Below are 17,989 nucleotides of genomic sequence, written 5' to 3'. Positions count from 1 at the left end.
CTTTTTTCTTGCGGGCTTTCCCCAGTTGACGCTAAAGAAGGCGCAAGCCGTTCCGATATCCCGGAGATGCCGCGTGTCTCCCGCATCGCTGGTACTTGCCTAGAAAAAGCGAACTTCATGAATCAACTGACCTTGCGAAAAAAGCTGTGGATCCCTCTCGTGCTGGCCTGGCTAGGTCTGCTCCTGCTGACCGTGATGCACGCCTTCCAGACCCGCCAGTTGCAGATGGCGGACCGTCGTGGCGAACTGGCCAACGTGGTCGATATGTCGCTGTCCCTGGTGCGCGACTATGCCGAGCAGGCACGCCAGGGGAAGATGACCGAGGATGAGGCCAAGGCCCAGGCCACTGCCCGCATCGCCGCGCAGCGCTATGGCAAGGACGGCTACATCACCATCGTCAGCGCGGATTCCGTGATGCTGATGCATCCCATCAACGCCAAGCTCAATGGCAAGAACCTGCGCGATTTCAAGGACGCCAAGGGCAACGCCTTGTACGTCGATATCGCGGCGCGTGGCGCTTCGGCGGAAGGCTCGGGTCATCTGGACTACTGGTGGCCCAAGCCTGGCAGCGACCAGCCAAGCCCGAAGGTCGGCTACGTGGCACGCTACAAGCCGTGGAACTGGGACCTCGTCGCGGGCACCTATATGGATGACGTGGAGGCGCAATTCCGCACCTCGCTGTATCAGTCGCTCGGGCTGCTGGTGTTGCTCGGCATCGTGATTTCCGTGGTGGCGACGCTCCTGATCCGCAGCATCCAGCGCTCGGTCGGCGGCGAGCCCGCCACCGCGGCGGCGCTTGCGTTGCGCATGGCTGGCGGCGACCTCACCGCGCAGGTCACGGTCGCCCCGGATGACCGCGCCAGCCTGATGTACGCGATCGGCCATATGCGCGACCAGCTCGCGCGCACGGTCTCGGGGATCCAGCAGTCGGCCGAATCCATTACTTCGGCCGCGCAGGAGATTGCCTCCGGCAATACCGACCTGTCGAGCCGTACCGAGCAGCAGGCTGCCTCGCTGCAGCAGACCGCGGCCAGCATGGAGCAGATCACGGCGACGGTGCGCCAGAATGCCGACAACGCCACCGAGGCCAGCCAGTACGTGGCCGACGCCTCGCAGATTGCGCAGCAGGGCGGCAGCGTGGTGAGCCAGGTGGTGGACAAGATGCGCGGCATCACCGCCAGCTCGCGCAAGATCAACGACATCATCGGCGTGATCGACGGCATCGCCTTCCAGACCAATATCCTGGCGCTGAACGCCGCGGTGGAAGCCGCTCGCGCCGGCGAGCAGGGGCGCGGCTTCGCCGTGGTGGCGGGGGAAGTGCGCAATCTAGCGCAACGCAGCGCGGGCGCGGCCAAGGAGATCAAGACGCTGATCGTCGAGTCGGTGGGCCAGGTCGACAGCGGCTCTGCCCTGGTCGAGCAGGCTGGCCAGACCATGGCCGAGATCGTCAACGCGGTCAGCCGCGTGACGTCCATCATGGATGGCATCGCATCGGCCACCGCGGAGCAGCGCACCGGCATCGAAGAGGTCAATCGCGCGGTCGCGCAGATGGACCAGATGACGCAGCAGAACGCGGCGCTGGTGGAGCAGGCGAGCGCCGCCGCCGCTTCGCTGGAAGATCAGGCCGACGCACTGCATCACGCGGTGTCGGCGTTCCGCCTGGCTGCCTGAGTATCCGCCCCGGCAGGGGCGGCAAGCCGCTGCTTACAGCAGCGACTTGCCCTGGGCGAGGACCTTGTCGCAGACCTGCCTGGTGACCTGATCCTTGAGGCCGCCGCCGCTCAGGTCGAACTGCTTGCCGTCGCTGTTGTGCAGGATGCCCTTGGCACCGTCGGTATAGCCGCTATCGGCGGTGGGCGAGCCACCTTCAACCTTGCCCAGCAGTTTGTCCTTGACGGAAGCGGCGCCGCTGGCGCCGCCGAGATAGTTGTTCTTGACGCAGAATTCCAGTATGCCGGCGATATTGCCGGTGCTGCCGGACGTCAGGGATTGCAGCGAAGGCATGCTGCCCATCCCGCCCAGGCTGCCGAGTCCGCCGATGGCGCCCTCGTTGCCCTGCGTCGCGCCTTTGAGCATGTCCCCGAGCTGCGCGTGCGCTGCCGCCACCGGCATCAGCGTGGCGATCAGGATCTTCACGACTGTGTTGCGATAGATTCTGGCGTTCATGCGGCGATCCTCCCGGCTTGGTGGAAACCAGCTTCCACTATAGTGCGTGCCCGGATTGCCATTGCACGCAATCCGGGCGCAATCCAGGTGCAATCCAGGTGCAATCGGGGCGCAATCCGCCACCGTCCGCCCCGATGCCAGGCTGCGCCGGGAGACGCCGCGGCTACACCCCCTATCCGGCCTCAGGCCTTGCGTGCCGTCAGCCACTCGGCGGCTTGCAGGGCCTTGCCCACGATGCGGATCTCGCCAATGCTGCCAAAGAAGCCGTCGGCGCGCGCACCGTCCCAGGAACCGCCGCCGATTACCCAGGGCATGTCCGCCGCGAGCGTGGCCAGGCCTGGGGCGTTGCCGGCATTGCGCAGCACCGGCGCGCCTTCCACGTAGAGAATGGTTTCATGGCTGACATCGTCGTTGACGATGGCCACGTGCAGCCACTTGTCGGCAATGATCTCGCCGGACCAGTTGGTCTTGCCGTCGCGGCTGCCGCTCAGCACCGGCACGACTTCCCATTGCACTTCGCGCAGGCTGGAGATGGCGAACAGCAGCGGCGGCGACTCGGGGTCGCCCCCGGTAAAGCCGGCCAGGCTCCCGCGTTTGCCGTCGCGCGTCATGATATTCATCCACGCGTTGTTGCCGGCGCTCCAGTTCTTGTCGATCTTGATGAAAGCTTCGACGGTGTAGCCGCTTTCCAGGGTGGCGGCATTGATGGGTGCCGTGCTTCCCGTGACGAAATAGCTCATGCGCAGCGGCGCGTTCTTGTTGGTGTTCAGGAAGCGCACGCTGCCCGGCGCGGCCGACAGGTAGTGGTGGTCGTCGGACCACACCACATCGCCCAGCTGGGCGGCAGTCACGCCGTCCACATTGAGCGCGGCGCGGCTTAGCGGGTTGGCGCCGGACTGGTCGGCCACGACCTGTCCCACCGGCACCGCGCTGCCCGCGGCGCCCCCGAAGAAGCGCCAGTGCGCCACGGTTTGCGCCACGTGCGGATAGTCCTCCGAATTGCTGGCAGGCTTCTGTTCGGCCTTCACAGGTTCCTTGAAGCCCGCGAGAATCATCGCCTTGGCCTGGTCCGCCAGCGATGTACGCGTTGCCGTGGCGGCCTTGAAGCCCGGATTGAAGCGCGCAAAGCGTTTGGCGAAGTCCATCTGGATGGTGAAGGTCTCGTTGGGCGCGTCGAGCACGGCCTGGTCGAAGCCATTGAGCGTGTGCTTGGGCTTTTGCGGCACCCACGGCGAGAATGACAGCACCTTGATCTGGTTGGCGGTGAGGTCGAATTCGTACAGCCGCATCAGGCCGTTGCCGCCCTGGTAGGCCATCTGATAGTCGACCACCATTTCCTCGACGGCGTTGCCGTAGACATTGGTCTTGGTAAGCCGCGCGGCGCCGTGGTAGTGGCCGTTCAGCGTCATGAAGATCTGGTCGTTGTCCTTGATCAGTTTTTCCCACAGCAGCAGGCCGTAGGGCACCTCGAGCGGTGTAACCCCGTCCTTGTCGATATTGATCAACTGGTGGTTGGCGAGAATGGCTGGCAGCGTCGGGTTGTTGCGCAGTACCTGGCGTGCCCACGCGATGCCGTTGTCGGAGACGCGCCACGATAGCGAGAGCACCAGGAACTTCTGCCCTTCGGCTTCGAACACGTGGTACTCGTGGAAGCCGCTCGGGTCGCGGCCGCCGAAGGTGGCCTGCTTGCTGGCCCGGGCCGTGCCGAACGTCTTCAGGTAGGGCTCGTTGGCCAGCGTGCGCTCCGTGTCGGTGCCGGTGTCGTTCGGGCCGCCGCTGTAGTCGAGGTCGAGAATGACATCGTGATTCCCGGCCAGGATCGAATACGGGATCTTGGCGCTCTCAAGCACCTTCATGGCCTGGTCGGCCACCACCCACTGCTCGGGCTTGCCTTGCTGGTCCACGACGTCGCCGAGATGGATCAGGAAGGGGATGTTGAGCGCCTTGGCATTGTCCGCGACCCAGTTGGTCTGCGCCTGGAACGGCTCGCTGTTGAATTTGCGGCCGAACTGGTCGTTCTCCGCCAGCGTTGCATAGCGCGAGTAGAACTGCGTATCGGGCAGTACCGCCAGCGCGAAATTGGATGCCAGCTGCGGGCCGGCCGGTGGCTGCGGTGCCGGGCTGCCGGTGCTCGGCGCGGCGGGCGCGTCGTCGCCACCCCCACCCCCGCACGCAGCCAGCAATGCACTGCCGCCTGCCGGCAGCAGCGTCGCACCCAGTCCGGCCCTGAGCAAGCTCCTGCGGCGTTCGTCCGGCACGCTGGTTGTTGTCTTCTGTACCTGTTGCCGCGCATCGGCTTCGTGCTTCTTTGTCATGACTTTCCATGTGGAACAAGAAGCGGCAAAGCTAGCCAGCAGAGATGACATGCGCATGAAGAGATGTCGCAGGCATTTGTTTTTTGTTCTGTAGGTTGGAATTTTGTCTCGAAGAGGCGACATTAGGCTGGCTAAGTGTATCGTTTTACCAAAAAACAGGATTTGTTTTCCCGACGTCACCTTTCTGTCACTAACGATCGTCAACATCGGCGCCCACAAGAATCTTTGCCAGTGCGTCCGGGCGAGGGGTGATGCCAGTGACACGCATCGCCCGGCGGCCCAGGGCGCGCGGACAGATCGGGTCAATACGTAAAACGTCACCAGGGAAATCCAATGCGTCACTCCAAATCCATCATCGGCCTGGCCGCCTCGCTATGCATCGCCGGCGGCTTCTACGGTTGCAACGGCAACGGCGACCAATCCAGCCCCGCCACTCCGGCCACCCCCGGCGCACCGGCCGCGCCGGCCGCGCCGGTCACCCCGCCGGTCGCGGAAGTCACGGGCAAGTGGACCACCGGCGACCTGCATGTACATACGATCCAGTCCAACGATGCGCAGAGCCCCCTGGCCACGGTGCTCGACCAGGCGTTCACCGCGAGCAACCTCGACTGGATGGCCTTGTCGAACCACCTGCGCGTCTCGGATCGCGACCCGGCCGGCACGGCCATCCCTGGCGGCTCGGTGGCATTCTCGAAGGGCATGGCGGACTACGAAGTGCCTGCCGTCAAGCAAATGCAGGCTGACGGCCGCTATCCCGGCAAGCTGATCTTCTCCGCCTTCGAGTGGGACATGCCGACCCACGACCACATGAACGTGGGCATCTTCTCCGGCTCGCCCGCGCTCGCACCGGCCCTCAAGGCCGCCAACGAGTTCGAGTATTTCTTCACCAACCGCGCCGACACCCTGTTCAATCCGGTGGACGTGGCGGCGTGGAATGCCAAAGGCCCGCGCGCCTTTACCACGCACGCCGACGCGCTGCTGGCCTTCAACTGGCTCAAGACAAATTACCCGGACAGCAGCTACGCGCTGATCAACCACCCGTCGCGCAATCCGGGCAAGTACACCGCCGCCAACTATCGTGAGTTGAACGACCTCGCGCCGAATATCGTGTTCGCGGTGGAAGGCATGGTCGGCAACCAGATGGAGCCGGATCGCGGCGGCTACAACAGCGCCTATATCGATGCCAACCTGAAGTCGCGCACCTATGGCGGCGTGGACTATGTGGTGGCACAAGTCGGTGGCATCTGGGATGCCCTGCTGGGCGACGGGCGCCGCTTCTGGAACCTCGCCAACTCGGACCACCATTTCAAGACCGCGGGCGGCCAGTTCAGCAGCGGCTACTTCCCGGGCGAATACGCACGCAACTACCTGTGGATGGAAGGCACCGGCATCAAGGGCTTGCTGGACAGCCTGCGTGCGGGCAAGTCCTTCTCGGTGTTCGGCGACCTGATCAATGCACTGGATTTCAATGTGGCGGCCGGCAGCACCAAGCGCGAGATGGGCGGCGAACTCATGGCCAAGGCGGGTGACAAGGTCACTGTCACGATCCGTTTCAAGAGCCCGGACCGGAACCGGTTCGAGTATCCGCTGGACAGCGGCGTCAATGTCAACGTCAGGCCGACCGTGGACCATATCGACCTGATCGCCGGCGACGTCACCCGTCGCCCCGCGCCTGGTACGCCGGAATACAGCAAGGAGACCAATGATTCCACGAAGGTCATCGCAACCTTCACCAAGACCGACTGGAAGCTGGACAAGGATGGCTACAACACGGTGACCTACACGTTCACCGCGGCCAAGAGCCAGTACTTCCGCCTGCGGGGCACCAATCTCGGGCTGAACGTGCCGGGAGAAACCGCGAACGGCAACCCGCTGCCCGACACCAAGACCGACCTGGTCGAGAATGCGGCACGCTTCGATGCCATCAACGCGCGCAACTACAACGACCTGTGGTTCTATTCGAACCCGGTGTTCGTGACGGTCGCGTCCGGCGCGTAAGCGCGTAGGCACGTAAGGCCGCAAGCCGCTGGACCGGCATGGCGATACCATGCGATCTGAACGTTTTCGATTGCAGTGTTCAGATCTTTGCGCATTGCCATGCCGGCGGCACGATTACGCGGCACCGCGTCTTGACGACAGCGATGAATCGGCTTTCACTGGCGGGCCGGACGCGCAAGGCACCGGCCCTTAGCGGCGCGGCCTGCCCGGCAATGGCAGGCGCGCTTGTGTAGCCTCCTGGAGCAAGGACACGGATCGCCATGGCCATTACCCCCAGCGTCAGCAAGAAGACGTAGCGACACCAGCGGACCACCCTCGATCAACAGAACCCACTCGCGCACCAGTTCAAAGGCAGCCTGGCCCCGGAGAGCCTGGCCGCGCGGAGCGTGACATCGCGCGAAATCCGCTCCGGAGCGTGTCTCAGGGCACATTCAACGGCCGGGACGCCGGCCTACACTGGCGACATCCATCCGGGGAAGGCCGCCATGAACAAGCTAAGGTCCAGCCGTCTGCTCGATCGTATCTCGCCGCTGGTGCTCGCCGACCTGCGCCGCATGCAGGCCGCCGCCGAAGCGGGGCGCGACCCGGCGTCGCAGGTGCAGCCCGCGCCGCTACCCGTGGTGGGTGCGGGTGAATTCGATAAAAATCAAAAAAATGCTGCCAATTGCGCGGAAATTGCCCGCTATGACCCGGAACGGGGTATTTTTGTGATGGAGCTTCGCCTCGCCGGCCGGCGTATCCGATAAGCGCGCCGCCCGCGCAGTTCCGCTGCTGCTCTTGTCGCACGGCTCCGGCTCGCGCCCCCCGCCAACACCCACCTTCGGCTGCCGGCCGCGCCCATGGCGGGACTTGGTATAATCGCCCACTACCCCAAACACATGCCGCCTTGTGCTGCGTGCCTGGCCGCGGCGACTAGCCAGGGCGAGGCAGCACAGCAGCACGGCGGTTCAACGCGTGACGAGGAGTTACGTGGCCGGAACAGAAATCGCAGTGCAAACCGTCCCGCCAGCGGGCAATGCCGTCTCGTCCGGCAGCTCATTCCATACCGCCCTCAAGATCCTGCCCCCCGCGCAACGCGAGGCGATGTTCGAGATCTATGGCTTTTGCCGCGCCGTGGACGATATCGCCGATGGCGACGGCCCGCGCGCCGCGCGCCTCGCCGGCCTGGATGCGTGGCGCGCGGATCTCGCCGCGTGCTATGCCGGTGCGCCGCCGGCCGCGCTGCGTGGCCTGGCCACCCAGATCCAGCGCTTCGGATTGCTGCAGGAAGACTTCCTCGCCGTCGTCGATGGCATGGCGATGGACGTCCTGGCCGATATCCGCGCACCGGACAACGCTACCCTTGACCTGTACTGCGACCGCGTGGCGAGCGCGGTAGGGCGGCTCGCAGTGCGCGTGTTCGGCATGGAGCACGACACCGGCGTGGCGCTGGCGCATCACCTCGGCCGCGCGCTGCAGCTCACCAATATCCTGCGCGATATCGACGAAGACGCCGGGCTCGGCCGCGTCTACCTGCCGGCCGAAGCGCTGGCGGCCGCCGGCGTGCCGCTCGGCGCGCCGCAAGCTATCGTCGGCCATCCCGCCATCGGCCGTGCCTGCGCGGAAGTGGCGCAGCAGGCTCAGGCGTACTATGCGCAGGCTTTCGCTATCATGGCGGGTTGTCCTCGCCGGATCGTGCGCTCGCCGCGCATCATGGGCGAGGTCTACCACGTAGTCCTGCAGCGTTTGCTGGCCCGCGGCTGGGCCAATCCGCGCGCGCGCGTTCGCGTGCCGCGGGCGCGGCTGTTCTGGATTCTGCTCCGGCATGGCCTCATCTGAGGCGATCCCGCGAGGTATTGCTGATTGCGTTGTTGAAAAGAGGACATCGAGACCGATGAGCCAAGTAGCACTATCCCCCACGCCGGCCACGGCCGTGCAGGGTGCGCCGGAGCATCACGAGCTGCAAGGCACGCTCGACCGTGCGCTTGACGCTTTGCTGGCGACCCAGCGGCCGGACGGCCACTGGGTATTCGAGCTGGAGGCCGACGCCACGATCCCGGCGGAATACGTACTGCTGGTGCACTACCTGGGCGAGACCCCGGATGCCGTGCTGGAAGCGCGTATCGCGCGCTACCTGCGCCGCATCCAGAATGCCGACGGCGGCTGGCCGCTGTTCCATCAGGGCCGCTCGGACATCAGCGCCAGCGTGAAAGCGTATTTCGCCCTCAAGATGATTGGCGACGATACCGAATCCGAGCCTATGCGCCGCGCCCGCGCGTCCATCCACGCCCAGGGCGGCGCCGAGGCCAGCAACGTCTTCACCCGCACGCTGCTGGCGCTGTACGGCGTGATGCCGTGGCAAGCGGTGCCGATGATGCCGGTCGAGATCATGCTGCTGCCGCTCTGGTTCCCGTTCCATTTGTCCAAGGTCGCGTACTGGGCCCGCACCGTGATCGTGCCGCTGCTGGTGCTCAACAGCCTGCGCCCCCAGGCCAGGAACCCGCGTGGCGTGGGCATCGACGAATTGTTTATCCGTCCTTGCCAGGCGGCCCGCCTGGCCCCGAGGGCGCCGCATCAGAACCGGGTCTGGTTCACCGTGTTCAGCGCTCTGGATGCCGGCCTGCGCGTGGCGGAGCCGTTGTTCCCCCGCAGCCTGCGCAAGCGTGCCATTGCCCGTGCCGAGAAATTCGTGCGCGAACGCCTGAACGGCGAGGACGGCCTGGGCGCCATCTTCCCGGCCATGGCGAACGCCGTCATGATGTTCGACGTGCTGGGCGTACCGCGTACCGATCCGGACGTGGCGGTGGCGCGCGCTTCCATCGAAAAGCTGCTGGTCGTGCATGGCGACGAAGCCTATTGCCAGCCGTGCCTGTCGCCGGTCTGGGATACCTCGCTGGCCAGCCACGCCTTGCTGGAGGTCGGCGGCCCGCGCGCCGAGGCGGCGGCCGAGCGCGGCCTGCAATGGCTGCGCCCCCTGCAGGTGCTGGACGTGCGCGGCGACTGGATCGTGCGGCGTCCCGACGTGCGTCCCGGCGGCTGGGCCTTCCAGTACGCCAATCCGCACTACCCGGACGTGGACGATACCGCCGTGGTGGCCATGGCCATGGACCGCGCGGCGCGTTCCGGCGCGGCGGCGCCGGCCGTCGCCCCGGCGAGCCATCGCGCGCGCTATGACGAAGCGGTTAGCCGCGCGCGCGAGTGGGTGGCCGGCATGCAGAGCGGCAACGGCGGCTGGGGCGCTTTCGAGCCCGAGAACACGCATGAATTCCTGAACAATATTCCGTTCGCCGACCACGGCGCCTTGCTCGATCCGCCCACCGCCGACGTCTCGGCGCGCTGCCTGTCGATGCTCGCGCAACTGGGTGAAAACTCGGCGAGCAGTCCGGCGTTCAAGCGCGCGCTGCGCTACCTGCTCGACGAGCAGATGGCCGACGGCAGCTGGTACGGCCGCTGGGGCATGAACTACATCTACGGCACCTGGAGCGCGCTGTGCGCGCTGAACGCTGCCGGCCTGCCACCGGAGGCCCCGGAGATGCGCCGCGCGGCAGCGTGGCTGGTGTCGATCCAGAACGCCGACGGCGGCTGGGGCGAGGATGGCAGCAGTTACCGCCTCGACTACCAGGGCTATGAGCCCGCGCCCAGCGTCCCTTCGCAAACCGCATGGGCCTTGCTGGGCCTGATGGCGGCGGGCGAGGTCGATCATCCCGCCGTGGCGCGGGGGATCGATTACCTGGTGCGCACGCAGCAGGCCGATGGCCTGTGGAACGAGGCACGCTTCACCGCGGTGGGCTTCCCGCGCGTGTTCTACCTGCGCTACCACGGTTATGCCCGCTTCTTCCCGCTCTGGGCCGTGGCGCGCTACCGCAACCTGCGCCGCGACGGCACGCGGGCAGTGGCGTGGGGGATGTGAGCGCGCCAGCTTCGTCCGGTTTGTCCGCGCGCCTGCCGCAACGGCAGGCCGCCGGTCCCACGCTGGTGGTGACCGGCATGCGCTTCGAGGCCCGCATTGCCGCGGGCCCCGGCATTGAAACCCTGCACGGCCTACGCGCCGAAGCCTTGGCGCAAGGCTTGCGGCAACGCCTGGCGCATCCCTGCGCGGGCGTGATCAGCTTTGGCGTGGCGGGCGGGCTAGATCCCGCGCTTGCGCCTGGCAAGGTGATTGTCGCCACCGCAGTACACGACGGCGATACGTCGCGGCCGGTCGATGCAAGCTGGTCTCGCGCACTGTCCCTTGCGTTGCCGGAAGCCGTTGCCGGGACGCTGGCGGGCTCAGACCAGGCGGTGACCTCGGTGGCTGCCAAGACGGCATTGCACGCTGCCACGGGGGCGCTGGCGGTCGATATGGAGTCTCATATCGCGGCGCGGATCGCCCAGGAATTCGGGGTGCCGTTTGCCGCCTGCCGGGTCGTGATCGATCCCGCGCAACGGGATGTGCCGCCCGCCGCGGTGGCGGGGATGGGGCCCGATGGCGGCACCGATATCCTGGCGTTGCTCAAGGCGCTGCTGGCGGGGCCGGGGCAGGTGCCGGACCTGATCCGGCTGGGTCGGGATGCCAGGCTGGCGAGGTTGGCGCTGGAGGTGGCGCGGGGCCGGGTGGGGGCGGGGTTTGGTTTAGGGTGAGCCGCCGCCCGGCCTTTGACCCGGGCGGCCGGATCGAAGACCGGGCAGCAAAAGCTTAAGGCTTCGTCCCTTCCGCTTCAGGCTTTTTCTCTTCCCCGCCGGCCGGCGCGGGCGCCGCTCCTTCGGCGGGCGCATCCGTATCCTCGTAATCCGGCAGCTTCCCGCCACCACCCTGGATCAGGTACTGCCGGCGCTGCCGGTACCCATCCCGCACGAAACTGTATTTATCCAGTGCCGCCAGCGACAACAGATCGGTCGCGGCCAGTGCATTGGTACGTGCATCGAGGAAACCCACGCCCCACAGCGCCCACTGCACGTCCTTTTCGACCCACGTGGTAGGCGACAGCTGGAAGTTCACATACAGGCCCACCCCGTCGCGGATCGAACTGGGACCGAACAGCGGCAGCACCAGGTACGGGCCGGCGGGCACGCCCCACACGCCCATCGTCAGCCCGAAGTCGGTGGAGTGCTTGCTCAGGCCGGCTGGCGTAGCGATATCGATCAGGCCGCCGACCCCGAGTACCGAATTCATGGCGACGCGCATGAAGCTTTCCGCCGCGTCCACGCCCTTGCCTTGCAGCAGGTTGTTGACCGTGTTGCCGACGTCGGCCAGGTTCGAGTAGAAATTGGTGACAGCGGTGCGCACCGGCTGTGGCGTGACGGCACGGTAGCCCTTGGCCAGCGGCGTTGCTACGTACTCGTCAGCCTTGTCGTTGACCTTGAAGACTGCGCGGTTGAGCGGCTCCAGCGGGTCGTCCGGGTTGGCTTGCGGGCCGGTGGCGCATGCCGTGGCCAGTAGCGACAGGGAAAGCGCCGACAGTAGGCGCGAGAAGCGAGGGACGGGGCGGTTCATCATGTTGAGATGGCGTTTCAATGGGCCGGTCCGGTAGCGGGCGCGGACCGCTCGCGCGGACGTCCCATCAGGATCGGCTGGAAAAATACGGCGCCGACCAGCGTGCATGCCAGCGCCAGCGCCAGCAGCTTGCCCATGCTGGCCGTGCCTGGATGCTGGGACAACCACAGGCTGCCGAAGGCGGCGGCCGTGGTGGCGGCGCTGAAGAGCACGGCGTGGGTGAGCGGGGACTGCAGCAAGTGTGTCTTGCCCTCGCGCCAGGCGAGCACGTAGTAGATCTTGAAGGCCACGCCGATGCCAAACAGCAGGGGCAGGGCAATCACGTTGGCGAAATTGAGCGGGATGCCGAACACCACGCAAAGTTCCAGCGTGACCAGCGCGGACACCAGCAGCGGCACCAGCGTGCGCAGCACATCGCCCACGCGGCGCAGCGTGATCCAAAGCAGCAGCGTGATCGACAGCACGGCCCAGATGCCGGCTTGGGCAAAGGCGGTCATGATGGTGTCGGCGGAGCCCCGGATCGAGATCGGGCCACCTACCGCGGCGGGCTCGACGCGCTGCACGGCATCGATAAAGCGCGTCAGCGCGGCGTCGCGCGCATCGCTGTTGCTGCTCGACGCATCTCCCGGCTTGGCCGCCGGGGGGAGCTTCGGGCTCACGCTGACCAGGGCCTGTCCGTCGGGGGCGACCCAGTCGCGTACCAGGGCGGGCGGCAAGGTCTCCCGGCTGATCGGCTGCGGCGACAGCATCCGCTGCAGGCGGGCCAGCGCGAGGCGCAGCGGCAGGGCGATGGCCTGTTCGGCGCGCGCGCGGGTGGCGGCGTCCGCGCCGGCAAGCTTGCGCAGCCCCGTAGCCAGGTGGGCGGCTTCGGTGGCGCCCGGGCCGGGATGATCCTCCGCCGCGAGGGTGAGCTGGCGCGCCGCGTTCTTGAGCGAATTGACGAGCCGCGCATCGTCCGCAGGCGTGGCCACGGTCTGCGTCAGCACCGGCATCAGGCTCGCCGATGCTTTGGCGATCAAGGCCAGCCGCGCTGGCTGGTCGTCGGGTATGAAAGTCTGCAGCGTGACGACGCGCGACACCTCCGGCAACGCTGCCAGGCGGTTGGCGGCGGCGACGGCCGCGGCCAGAGAGGGCGCCAGCACGTTGACGTTGTCGGTGCCGGCCTGGGGCGCATCCTTGAGCGAGAGCAGGGTTGCCATCGATTCCGAGTGCGGATCCTTGAGGTGCAGCGGATCGAAGTCGAACCGCAGGTGCAACAGCAGGGGCGAGCCGGCCAGGATCAGGCCGCAGGTGACCAGCAGCACTTGCTTGCGATAGCGCTCGAAGAACACATCGGCCGGTGCCAGCCACTTGAAGCCAGGCACTTCGGTCCGTCCCGCTTCGTCCTTCGGGCGGAATACCGTGATCAGCGCGGGCAGCAGCGTGATGGTGGTGGTGAACGCGATCAGCATGCCCACCCCTGCGATCTGGCCCAGCTCGGCCACGCCGCGGTAGTCGGTGGGCAGGAAGCAGAAGAAGGCAGCCGCGGTAGCGGCGGCGGCAAGCGCCAGTGGCACGCCGACCGCCTTGGCGGCACTCGCCAGGGCTACCGGGATTTCGGGATGCACATGGCGCTCGGCGCGGTAGCGCACGCCGAACTGAATGCCGAAATCCACGCCAAGCCCGACAAACAGCACGGCGAAGGCCACGGAGATCATATTGAGCGCGCCGACCATGGCCAGCCCGAGCGCGGCGGTGATGACCAGGCCCACCAGCATGCTGGCCAGTACCGCCAGGATCAGCCGCTTGGAGCGCAATGCCAGCCACAGGATCAGGATCACCACCAGCAACGTCAGCACGCCATTGAAGGCGGCCCCTTCCTTGACCGAGGCAAATTCGTCATCCGCCAGCGCTTGCGAGCCGGTCAGGCGCACCGTGGCGCCGTACCGCTGGGCCAGCCCGAGCTTGGCCGCCGTGGCGCGAATAGCGCCGGCGGCATCCGCGCCGGCTTGCAGGCCGGCGTAGTCGAGCACGGGGCTGAGCGCGACGAACGCCGTGGCGACGCCGCCGGGCGCAGGTTGCAGGCTGCTGTCGACCAATCCGGTCCAGGACAGCGCTCCGGGCTTGCCTGCCAGTACCTGGTCCACCGTGCGCGCGCTGCTGCCGAGCAGCTTGGCCATGTCGCCCAGCTTGACCTGCCCGAGTTGCAGCGGCAACGACAGCGTAGTCGATAGCGTATCGGACAGGCCGCGCAGGGTCGGGTCATGCGCAAGGGCGTTGAGCAGGGGACGTGCCTGGGTCAGTTGCGTGGTGGTATCGCGCAGCTTTTCCGTTTCGACGAAGAGCAGTCCGTTACGCTCGAAGAATTCCCCGCCGCCCGGCTGGCTGACGGCGCGAAAGCGCTCGCCCTGCTGGCGCAGCGCCTTGGCCAGCTCGTCGGCGGCGGCGTCCGCCAGTTCCGCGGCCGGCGCCTGCACCACGGCCAGGATCATCTGGTCGCGCTGGGGAAAGGCGGCGCTCACGGCGGCATCGCGGCGCGCCCAGGGCTGGTCCGACTGGAGCAGGCGGCTGATATCGGTGTTGATGGCGAAATGGCCTGCCACATAGACGCCGCTGGCGGCAGTCAGCAGCAGCGTCAGCGCGATCACGGGCCACGCGCGGCGGGTAGAAAACTGGACGATGCGGATGACCAACGACGTCAACATGGGCGATAAGGGGGACAGTAACTGTGTGGCGCGCAACGAGGCGCGAAAAAAAGCGCAGCGCAGCGCGCAAAGCGGCAGCCGCGAGTATAACGGCAGGACGCGGCATAGCGCTGCCGCTTTGGCCGCGCCGTCATGCAATGCGCGGTTGCCGCCGGCGCGGCGAGCGCCGGCTTCGGTACGCTATACTGCCCCGGCACACGCGCGCGAGCCGGGCTGCGGTCTCGCAGCCCGCGGCGCGGCATGTTTCCCTTGGCAAGTCTGCCGGGCATTTCCGGCGGCGAACCGACTGGCATATTCAGGTCCAAATTCGCATGAAGAAATACGGTATTGCTTTCCAGGCTCTGGCCCCGCTCGCCGTGGTGGCGATGGTTTCCGCCGCACAGGCGCAAACGGTCGACAGGTCTTCGCCGGACCGCATGGTGCGGGCCGCCGTCGAAGGCGTGATCGGCACCATCCAGTCCAGCCCCGACACCCGCAGCGGCGATCTGGGCAAGATTACCGCAGTAGTGCAGCGCCAGTTCCTGCCCTACACCGATTTCGAGCGTACCACCCGGCTGGCGGTCGGCAGCGCGTGGCGCAATGCCACGCCCGAGCAGCAAAAGCAACTGTACGAGCAATTCCAGACCCTGCTGGTGCGCAGCTACGCGGTTTCGCTGTCGCAACTGCGCGAGCAGAACGTCAAGTTCCGCTACAAGCCCGCGCTGGCCGCCAGCGGCGCCACCGATGTGGTGGTCGAGACGCGCGTGCTCAACAACGGCGACGAGATGCAGATCGACTACCGCCTGCAGCGCGTCGGCAACGGCTGGAAGATCTACGACATCAATATGATGGGCGCCTGGCTGATCGAGGTCTACCGCCGGCAGTTCGCCGATATCGTCGCGCGTAACGGCATCGACGGCTTGCTCAAGTACCTGGCCAACCACAACGCGCGCCAGAACGCCGACGCTTGAGCCCCCGGCGTTACCGCCGGCATGGACGATAAAAGGCTCGCCCCCGGTACACGCGGTACCCAGGGTGCGAGCCTTTATGCATTCCGGATTGCCTGCGCTTCAGCGCGTGGCGGCTTTCCGTGTGGCGGCGGTGTCGTTGGCTGCCTTGGATGACTTGGCGCGGCCGATCTCTTCAAGCTTGATCTCGACGTGCTTCGAGAACACGTAGTCGGCAGGGCGTTGCTTGGTCAGGTCGATATCCGGCGCCATCGGGCCCGAGGTGCGCACGCCGCGCAGGCTAACGCCCAGCGCCTTGAGCGGATGGGCGATGGTGTCCGCCACCGCGGTGGCTTCAAAGCCGCTGTGGACCATGCAGTCGGCGCACTTCTCGTAGTTGCCGACGCCGTAGGCGTCCCAGTCGGTGCCTTCCATCAGTTCCTTGAAGGTGCCGACATAGCCTTCGCCGACCAGGTAACACGGACGCTGCCAGCCGAACACGGTGCGCGCCGGATTGCCCCAGGGCGTGCACTTGTAGGTCTGGTTGCCGGCCAGGAAGTCCAGGAACAGCGTGGACTGGCTGAAGGCCCAGTTCTTGCCGGCACGGCCGCGCGACAGGATGTCGCGGAACAACTGGCGGGTCTTGCCGCGGTTCAGGAAGTGCTGCTGGTCCGGCGCGCGCTCGTAGGCATAGCCCGGCGATACGGTGATGCCGTCCACGCCCATGGCCTTCACGGAGTCGAAGAAGCGGGCCACTTTTTCCGGCTCGGCATCGTTGAACAGCGTGCAGTTGATGTTGACGCGGAAGCCGCGCTTCTTGGCCGCGGCGATCGCCTCGACGCAACGGTCGTAAACGCCTTCCTGGCTCACCGAACGGTCATGCATCTCGCGGTCGCCATCCAGGTGCACCGACCAGACGAAGTAAGGGCTGGGCTCGTACTGGTCCAGCTTCTTTTCCATCAGCAGTGCATTGGTGCACAGGTAGACGAACTTGCGGCGCGCAATGATGCCCTTGACGATGGTGGGCATGTCCTTGTGCAGCAGCGGTTCGCCGCCGGCGATGGAGACCACCGGGGCGCCGCATTCGTCGACCGCGCCCAGGCACTGCTCGATGGACAGGCGCTGGTTCAGGATGGGGTCCGGATAGTCGATCTTGCCGCAGCCGTTACAGGCCAGGTTGCAGCGGAACAGCGGTTCCAGCATCAGTGCCAGCGGATAGCGCTTGTTGCCGGAGAGATGCTGCTTGACGACATAGGCGCCCACGCGGGCAACCTGCAAAAAGGGAATGGCCAAAATGTACTTCCTTGTTATGGGGGCGGCCGGGGTCAGCCAGCGGCGGTTTGCGGGTCCGGCTGCGGCACGGCCTCGGTTGCGGCCGTGCCGGCTGCCTGCCTGCGCGGCGACGGATCGGCCAGCTCGGCGGGCAAGCGGAATTCGGCGTGCTCCTCGCGGCCATCCATGGTGGACACCTCCACCGGTCCGAGCCTGCGCAGCGCGGCGATCACGTCCTTGACCATTTCCTCGGGCGCGGACGCACCTGCCGTGATACCCACGACTTCGACACCGCGCACCCATTCGGGGTTCAGCTCGCTGCCGTCGGCAATCAGATAGCTCGGCACGCCACTTTCCGTACCGATCTCGCGCAAGCGGTTGGAGTTGGAGCTATTGGTGGCGCCGATCACAAGGATCACCTCCACCTGCTTGGACAGCTCGCGGACTGCGCTTTGCCGGTTTTGCGTGGCGTAGCAGATATCGCGCGTATCTGGCCCCACCAGGTTGGCAAAGCGCCGGCTCAGGGCGGCAATTATATTACGTGTATCGTCCACGCTCAGCGTGGTCTGCGTGACGTAGGCCACGGGGGTATCCGCGGGCAGGTCGAGTTGCGCGACCTCCGCCTCGCTTTGCACCAGGATGACCTTGCCCGGGATCTGTCCCATGGTGCCTTCGACCTCCGGATGGCCGGCATGGCCGATCAGGATCACCGTGCGGCCGCTGGCGGCATATTGCCGGCCCTGCGTATGTACCTTGATCACGAGCGGGCAGGTCGCGTCGATCGAGTGCAACTGGCGGGTCCGCGCATCGCTCTCGACGTCCTTGGAGACGCCATGCGCGCTGAAAATCGTGACGGCGCCGGTCGGCACTTCATGCAGTTCTTCCACGAAGCGCGCACCCTTTTGCCTTAGCCCTTCCACCACGTGCTTGTTGTGCACGATTTCGTGTCGCACGAACACCGGGGCTCCATGCTTGAGTAGGGCACGATCTACAATCTCGATCGCGCGCACCACGCCGGCACAAAAACCGCGGGGTTGAGCAAGAATCACCTGCATAAAAATAGGCCCCCCGACCCAGTCAACGGGTTCAGCATTAGTTGATATTCCGGAATCACTTTCCCGTCATACGGTGGTTACTATATACCCGTGCCGCAACCTTTGTCTGGCACCTGGCAAA

Annotated in this window: 13 protein-coding genes; 7 read left to right on the top strand and 6 right to left on the bottom strand. The window is 66.2% G+C overall.

The annotated features are described in order from the left end of the window. Positions 1 to 117: 117 nt before the first annotated feature. On the top strand, positions 118 to 1,671 hold the full coding sequence (locus tag AC1DS6_RS04570; protein WP_035865338.1) for a methyl-accepting chemotaxis protein: 1,554 nt from the start codon (positions 118 to 120) through the stop codon (positions 1,669 to 1,671). A 33-nt stretch (positions 1,672 to 1,704) separates the two neighbouring features. Here the strand turns inward: AC1DS6_RS04570 and AC1DS6_RS04565 are convergent, their stop codons facing one another. Next, a complete protein-coding gene (locus tag AC1DS6_RS04565) occupies positions 1,705 to 2,166 on the bottom strand; it encodes a YjjA family protein (protein WP_477102172.1) in 462 nt (153 codons plus the stop codon). A gap of 182 nt (positions 2,167 to 2,348) precedes the next feature. Next, a complete protein-coding gene (locus AC1DS6_RS04560) occupies positions 2,349 to 4,481 on the bottom strand; it encodes a LamG-like jellyroll fold domain-containing protein (RefSeq protein WP_477102171.1) in 2,133 nt (710 codons plus the stop codon). 333 nt (positions 4,482 to 4,814) lie between these two features. Here AC1DS6_RS04560 and AC1DS6_RS04555 point away from each other — a divergent pair, with 333 nt between their 5' ends. The 5 genes from AC1DS6_RS04555 to AC1DS6_RS04535 all read left to right on the top strand — a co-directional run bounded on the left by AC1DS6_RS04555 (position 4,815) and on the right by AC1DS6_RS04535 (position 11,078). After that, a complete protein-coding gene (locus AC1DS6_RS04555) occupies positions 4,815 to 6,479 on the top strand; it encodes an S-layer protein (RefSeq protein ID WP_477102170.1) in 1,665 nt (554 codons plus the stop codon). 485 nt (positions 6,480 to 6,964) lie between these two features. Further along, on the top strand, positions 6,965 to 7,225 hold the full coding sequence (locus AC1DS6_RS04550) for a hypothetical protein (protein WP_441632395.1): 261 nt from the start codon (positions 6,965 to 6,967) through the stop codon (positions 7,223 to 7,225). A 223-nt stretch (positions 7,226 to 7,448) separates the two neighbouring features. Then, positions 7,449 to 8,297 (top strand): presqualene diphosphate synthase HpnD, encoded by an 849-nt coding sequence (gene hpnD / locus AC1DS6_RS04545; RefSeq protein ID WP_441632393.1) that lies wholly within the window; start codon positions 7,449 to 7,451, stop codon positions 8,295 to 8,297. Between the two features lie 55 nt (positions 8,298 to 8,352). Beyond that, complete coding sequence (shc, locus tag AC1DS6_RS04540; RefSeq protein WP_441632391.1) at positions 8,353 to 10,368, top strand: squalene--hopene cyclase; 2,016 nt, start codon at positions 8,353 to 8,355, stop codon at positions 10,366 to 10,368. A 32-nt stretch (positions 10,369 to 10,400) separates the two neighbouring features. Next, positions 10,401 to 11,078 carry a phosphorylase gene (locus tag AC1DS6_RS04535; RefSeq protein ID WP_441632424.1) on the top strand — a complete coding sequence of 226 codons (678 nt, stop codon included), beginning with the start codon at positions 10,401 to 10,403 and terminating at the stop codon, positions 11,076 to 11,078. A gap of 55 nt (positions 11,079 to 11,133) precedes the next feature. Here AC1DS6_RS04535 and AC1DS6_RS04530 read toward each other — a convergent pair whose 3' ends face one another. Beyond that, the gene (locus tag AC1DS6_RS04530; RefSeq protein WP_477102210.1) at positions 11,134 to 11,931 is read right to left on the bottom strand and encodes an MlaA family lipoprotein; all 798 of its coding nucleotides are present in this window, start codon (positions 11,929 to 11,931) and stop codon (positions 11,134 to 11,136) included. A gap of 17 nt (positions 11,932 to 11,948) precedes the next feature. Then, a complete protein-coding gene (gene hpnN, locus AC1DS6_RS04525; protein ID WP_477102169.1) occupies positions 11,949 to 14,615 on the bottom strand; it encodes a hopanoid transporter HpnN in 2,667 nt (888 codons plus the stop codon). A gap of 311 nt (positions 14,616 to 14,926) precedes the next feature. Between hpnN and AC1DS6_RS04520 the strand changes: the two genes are divergently transcribed. After that, positions 14,927 to 15,565 carry an MlaC/ttg2D family ABC transporter substrate-binding protein gene (locus AC1DS6_RS04520; RefSeq protein WP_035865348.1) on the top strand — a complete coding sequence of 213 codons (639 nt, stop codon included), beginning with the start codon at positions 14,927 to 14,929 and terminating at the stop codon, positions 15,563 to 15,565. A 99-nt stretch (positions 15,566 to 15,664) separates the two neighbouring features. On the opposite strand, the gene hpnH is transcribed toward AC1DS6_RS04520, so the two are convergent. Beyond that, positions 15,665 to 16,834: an adenosyl-hopene transferase HpnH gene (gene hpnH / locus AC1DS6_RS04515; protein ID WP_441632385.1), complete on the bottom strand. Its 1,170-nt coding sequence runs from the start codon at positions 16,832 to 16,834 to the stop codon at positions 15,665 to 15,667. A 32-nt stretch (positions 16,835 to 16,866) separates the two neighbouring features. Then, positions 16,867 to 17,868, bottom strand: a complete 1,002-nt coding sequence (gene ispH / locus AC1DS6_RS04510; RefSeq protein WP_441632383.1) for a 4-hydroxy-3-methylbut-2-enyl diphosphate reductase — start codon at positions 17,866 to 17,868, stop codon at positions 16,867 to 16,869. Positions 17,869 to 17,989 lie beyond the last annotated feature (121 nt).

It is taken from the genome of Cupriavidus sp. 05L310 (assembly GCF_056398185.1).
The sequence above is the reverse complement of the archived record's forward strand: the minus strand, read 5'-3'. Positions and strand labels throughout refer to the sequence as shown.

Excerpts from the sequence above, each read along its gene's own strand:
- AC1DS6_RS04570 (WP_035865338.1), top strand. The coding sequence starts at position 118 with ATGAATCAACTGACCTTGCGAAAAAAGCTGTGGATCCCTCTCGTGCTG.
- AC1DS6_RS04565 (WP_477102172.1), bottom strand. The coding sequence starts at position 2,166 with ATGAACGCCAGAATCTATCGCAACACAGTCGTGAAGATCCTGATCGCC.
- AC1DS6_RS04560 (WP_477102171.1), bottom strand. The coding sequence starts at position 4,481 with ATGACAAAGAAGCACGAAGCCGATGCGCGGCAACAGGTACAGAAGACA.
- AC1DS6_RS04555 (WP_477102170.1), top strand. The coding sequence starts at position 4,815 with ATGCGTCACTCCAAATCCATCATCGGCCTGGCCGCCTCGCTATGCATC.
- AC1DS6_RS04550 (WP_441632395.1), top strand. The coding sequence starts at position 6,965 with ATGAACAAGCTAAGGTCCAGCCGTCTGCTCGATCGTATCTCGCCGCTG.
- shc (WP_441632391.1), top strand. The coding sequence starts at position 8,353 with ATGAGCCAAGTAGCACTATCCCCCACGCCGGCCACGGCCGTGCAGGGT.
- AC1DS6_RS04530 (WP_477102210.1), bottom strand. The coding sequence starts at position 11,931 with ATGAACCGCCCCGTCCCTCGCTTCTCGCGCCTACTGTCGGCGCTTTCC.
- hpnN (WP_477102169.1), bottom strand. The coding sequence starts at position 14,615 with ATGTTGACGTCGTTGGTCATCCGCATCGTCCAGTTTTCTACCCGCCGC.
- AC1DS6_RS04520 (WP_035865348.1), top strand. The coding sequence starts at position 14,927 with ATGAAGAAATACGGTATTGCTTTCCAGGCTCTGGCCCCGCTCGCCGTG.
- ispH (WP_441632383.1), bottom strand. The coding sequence starts at position 17,868 with ATGCAGGTGATTCTTGCTCAACCCCGCGGTTTTTGTGCCGGCGTGGTG.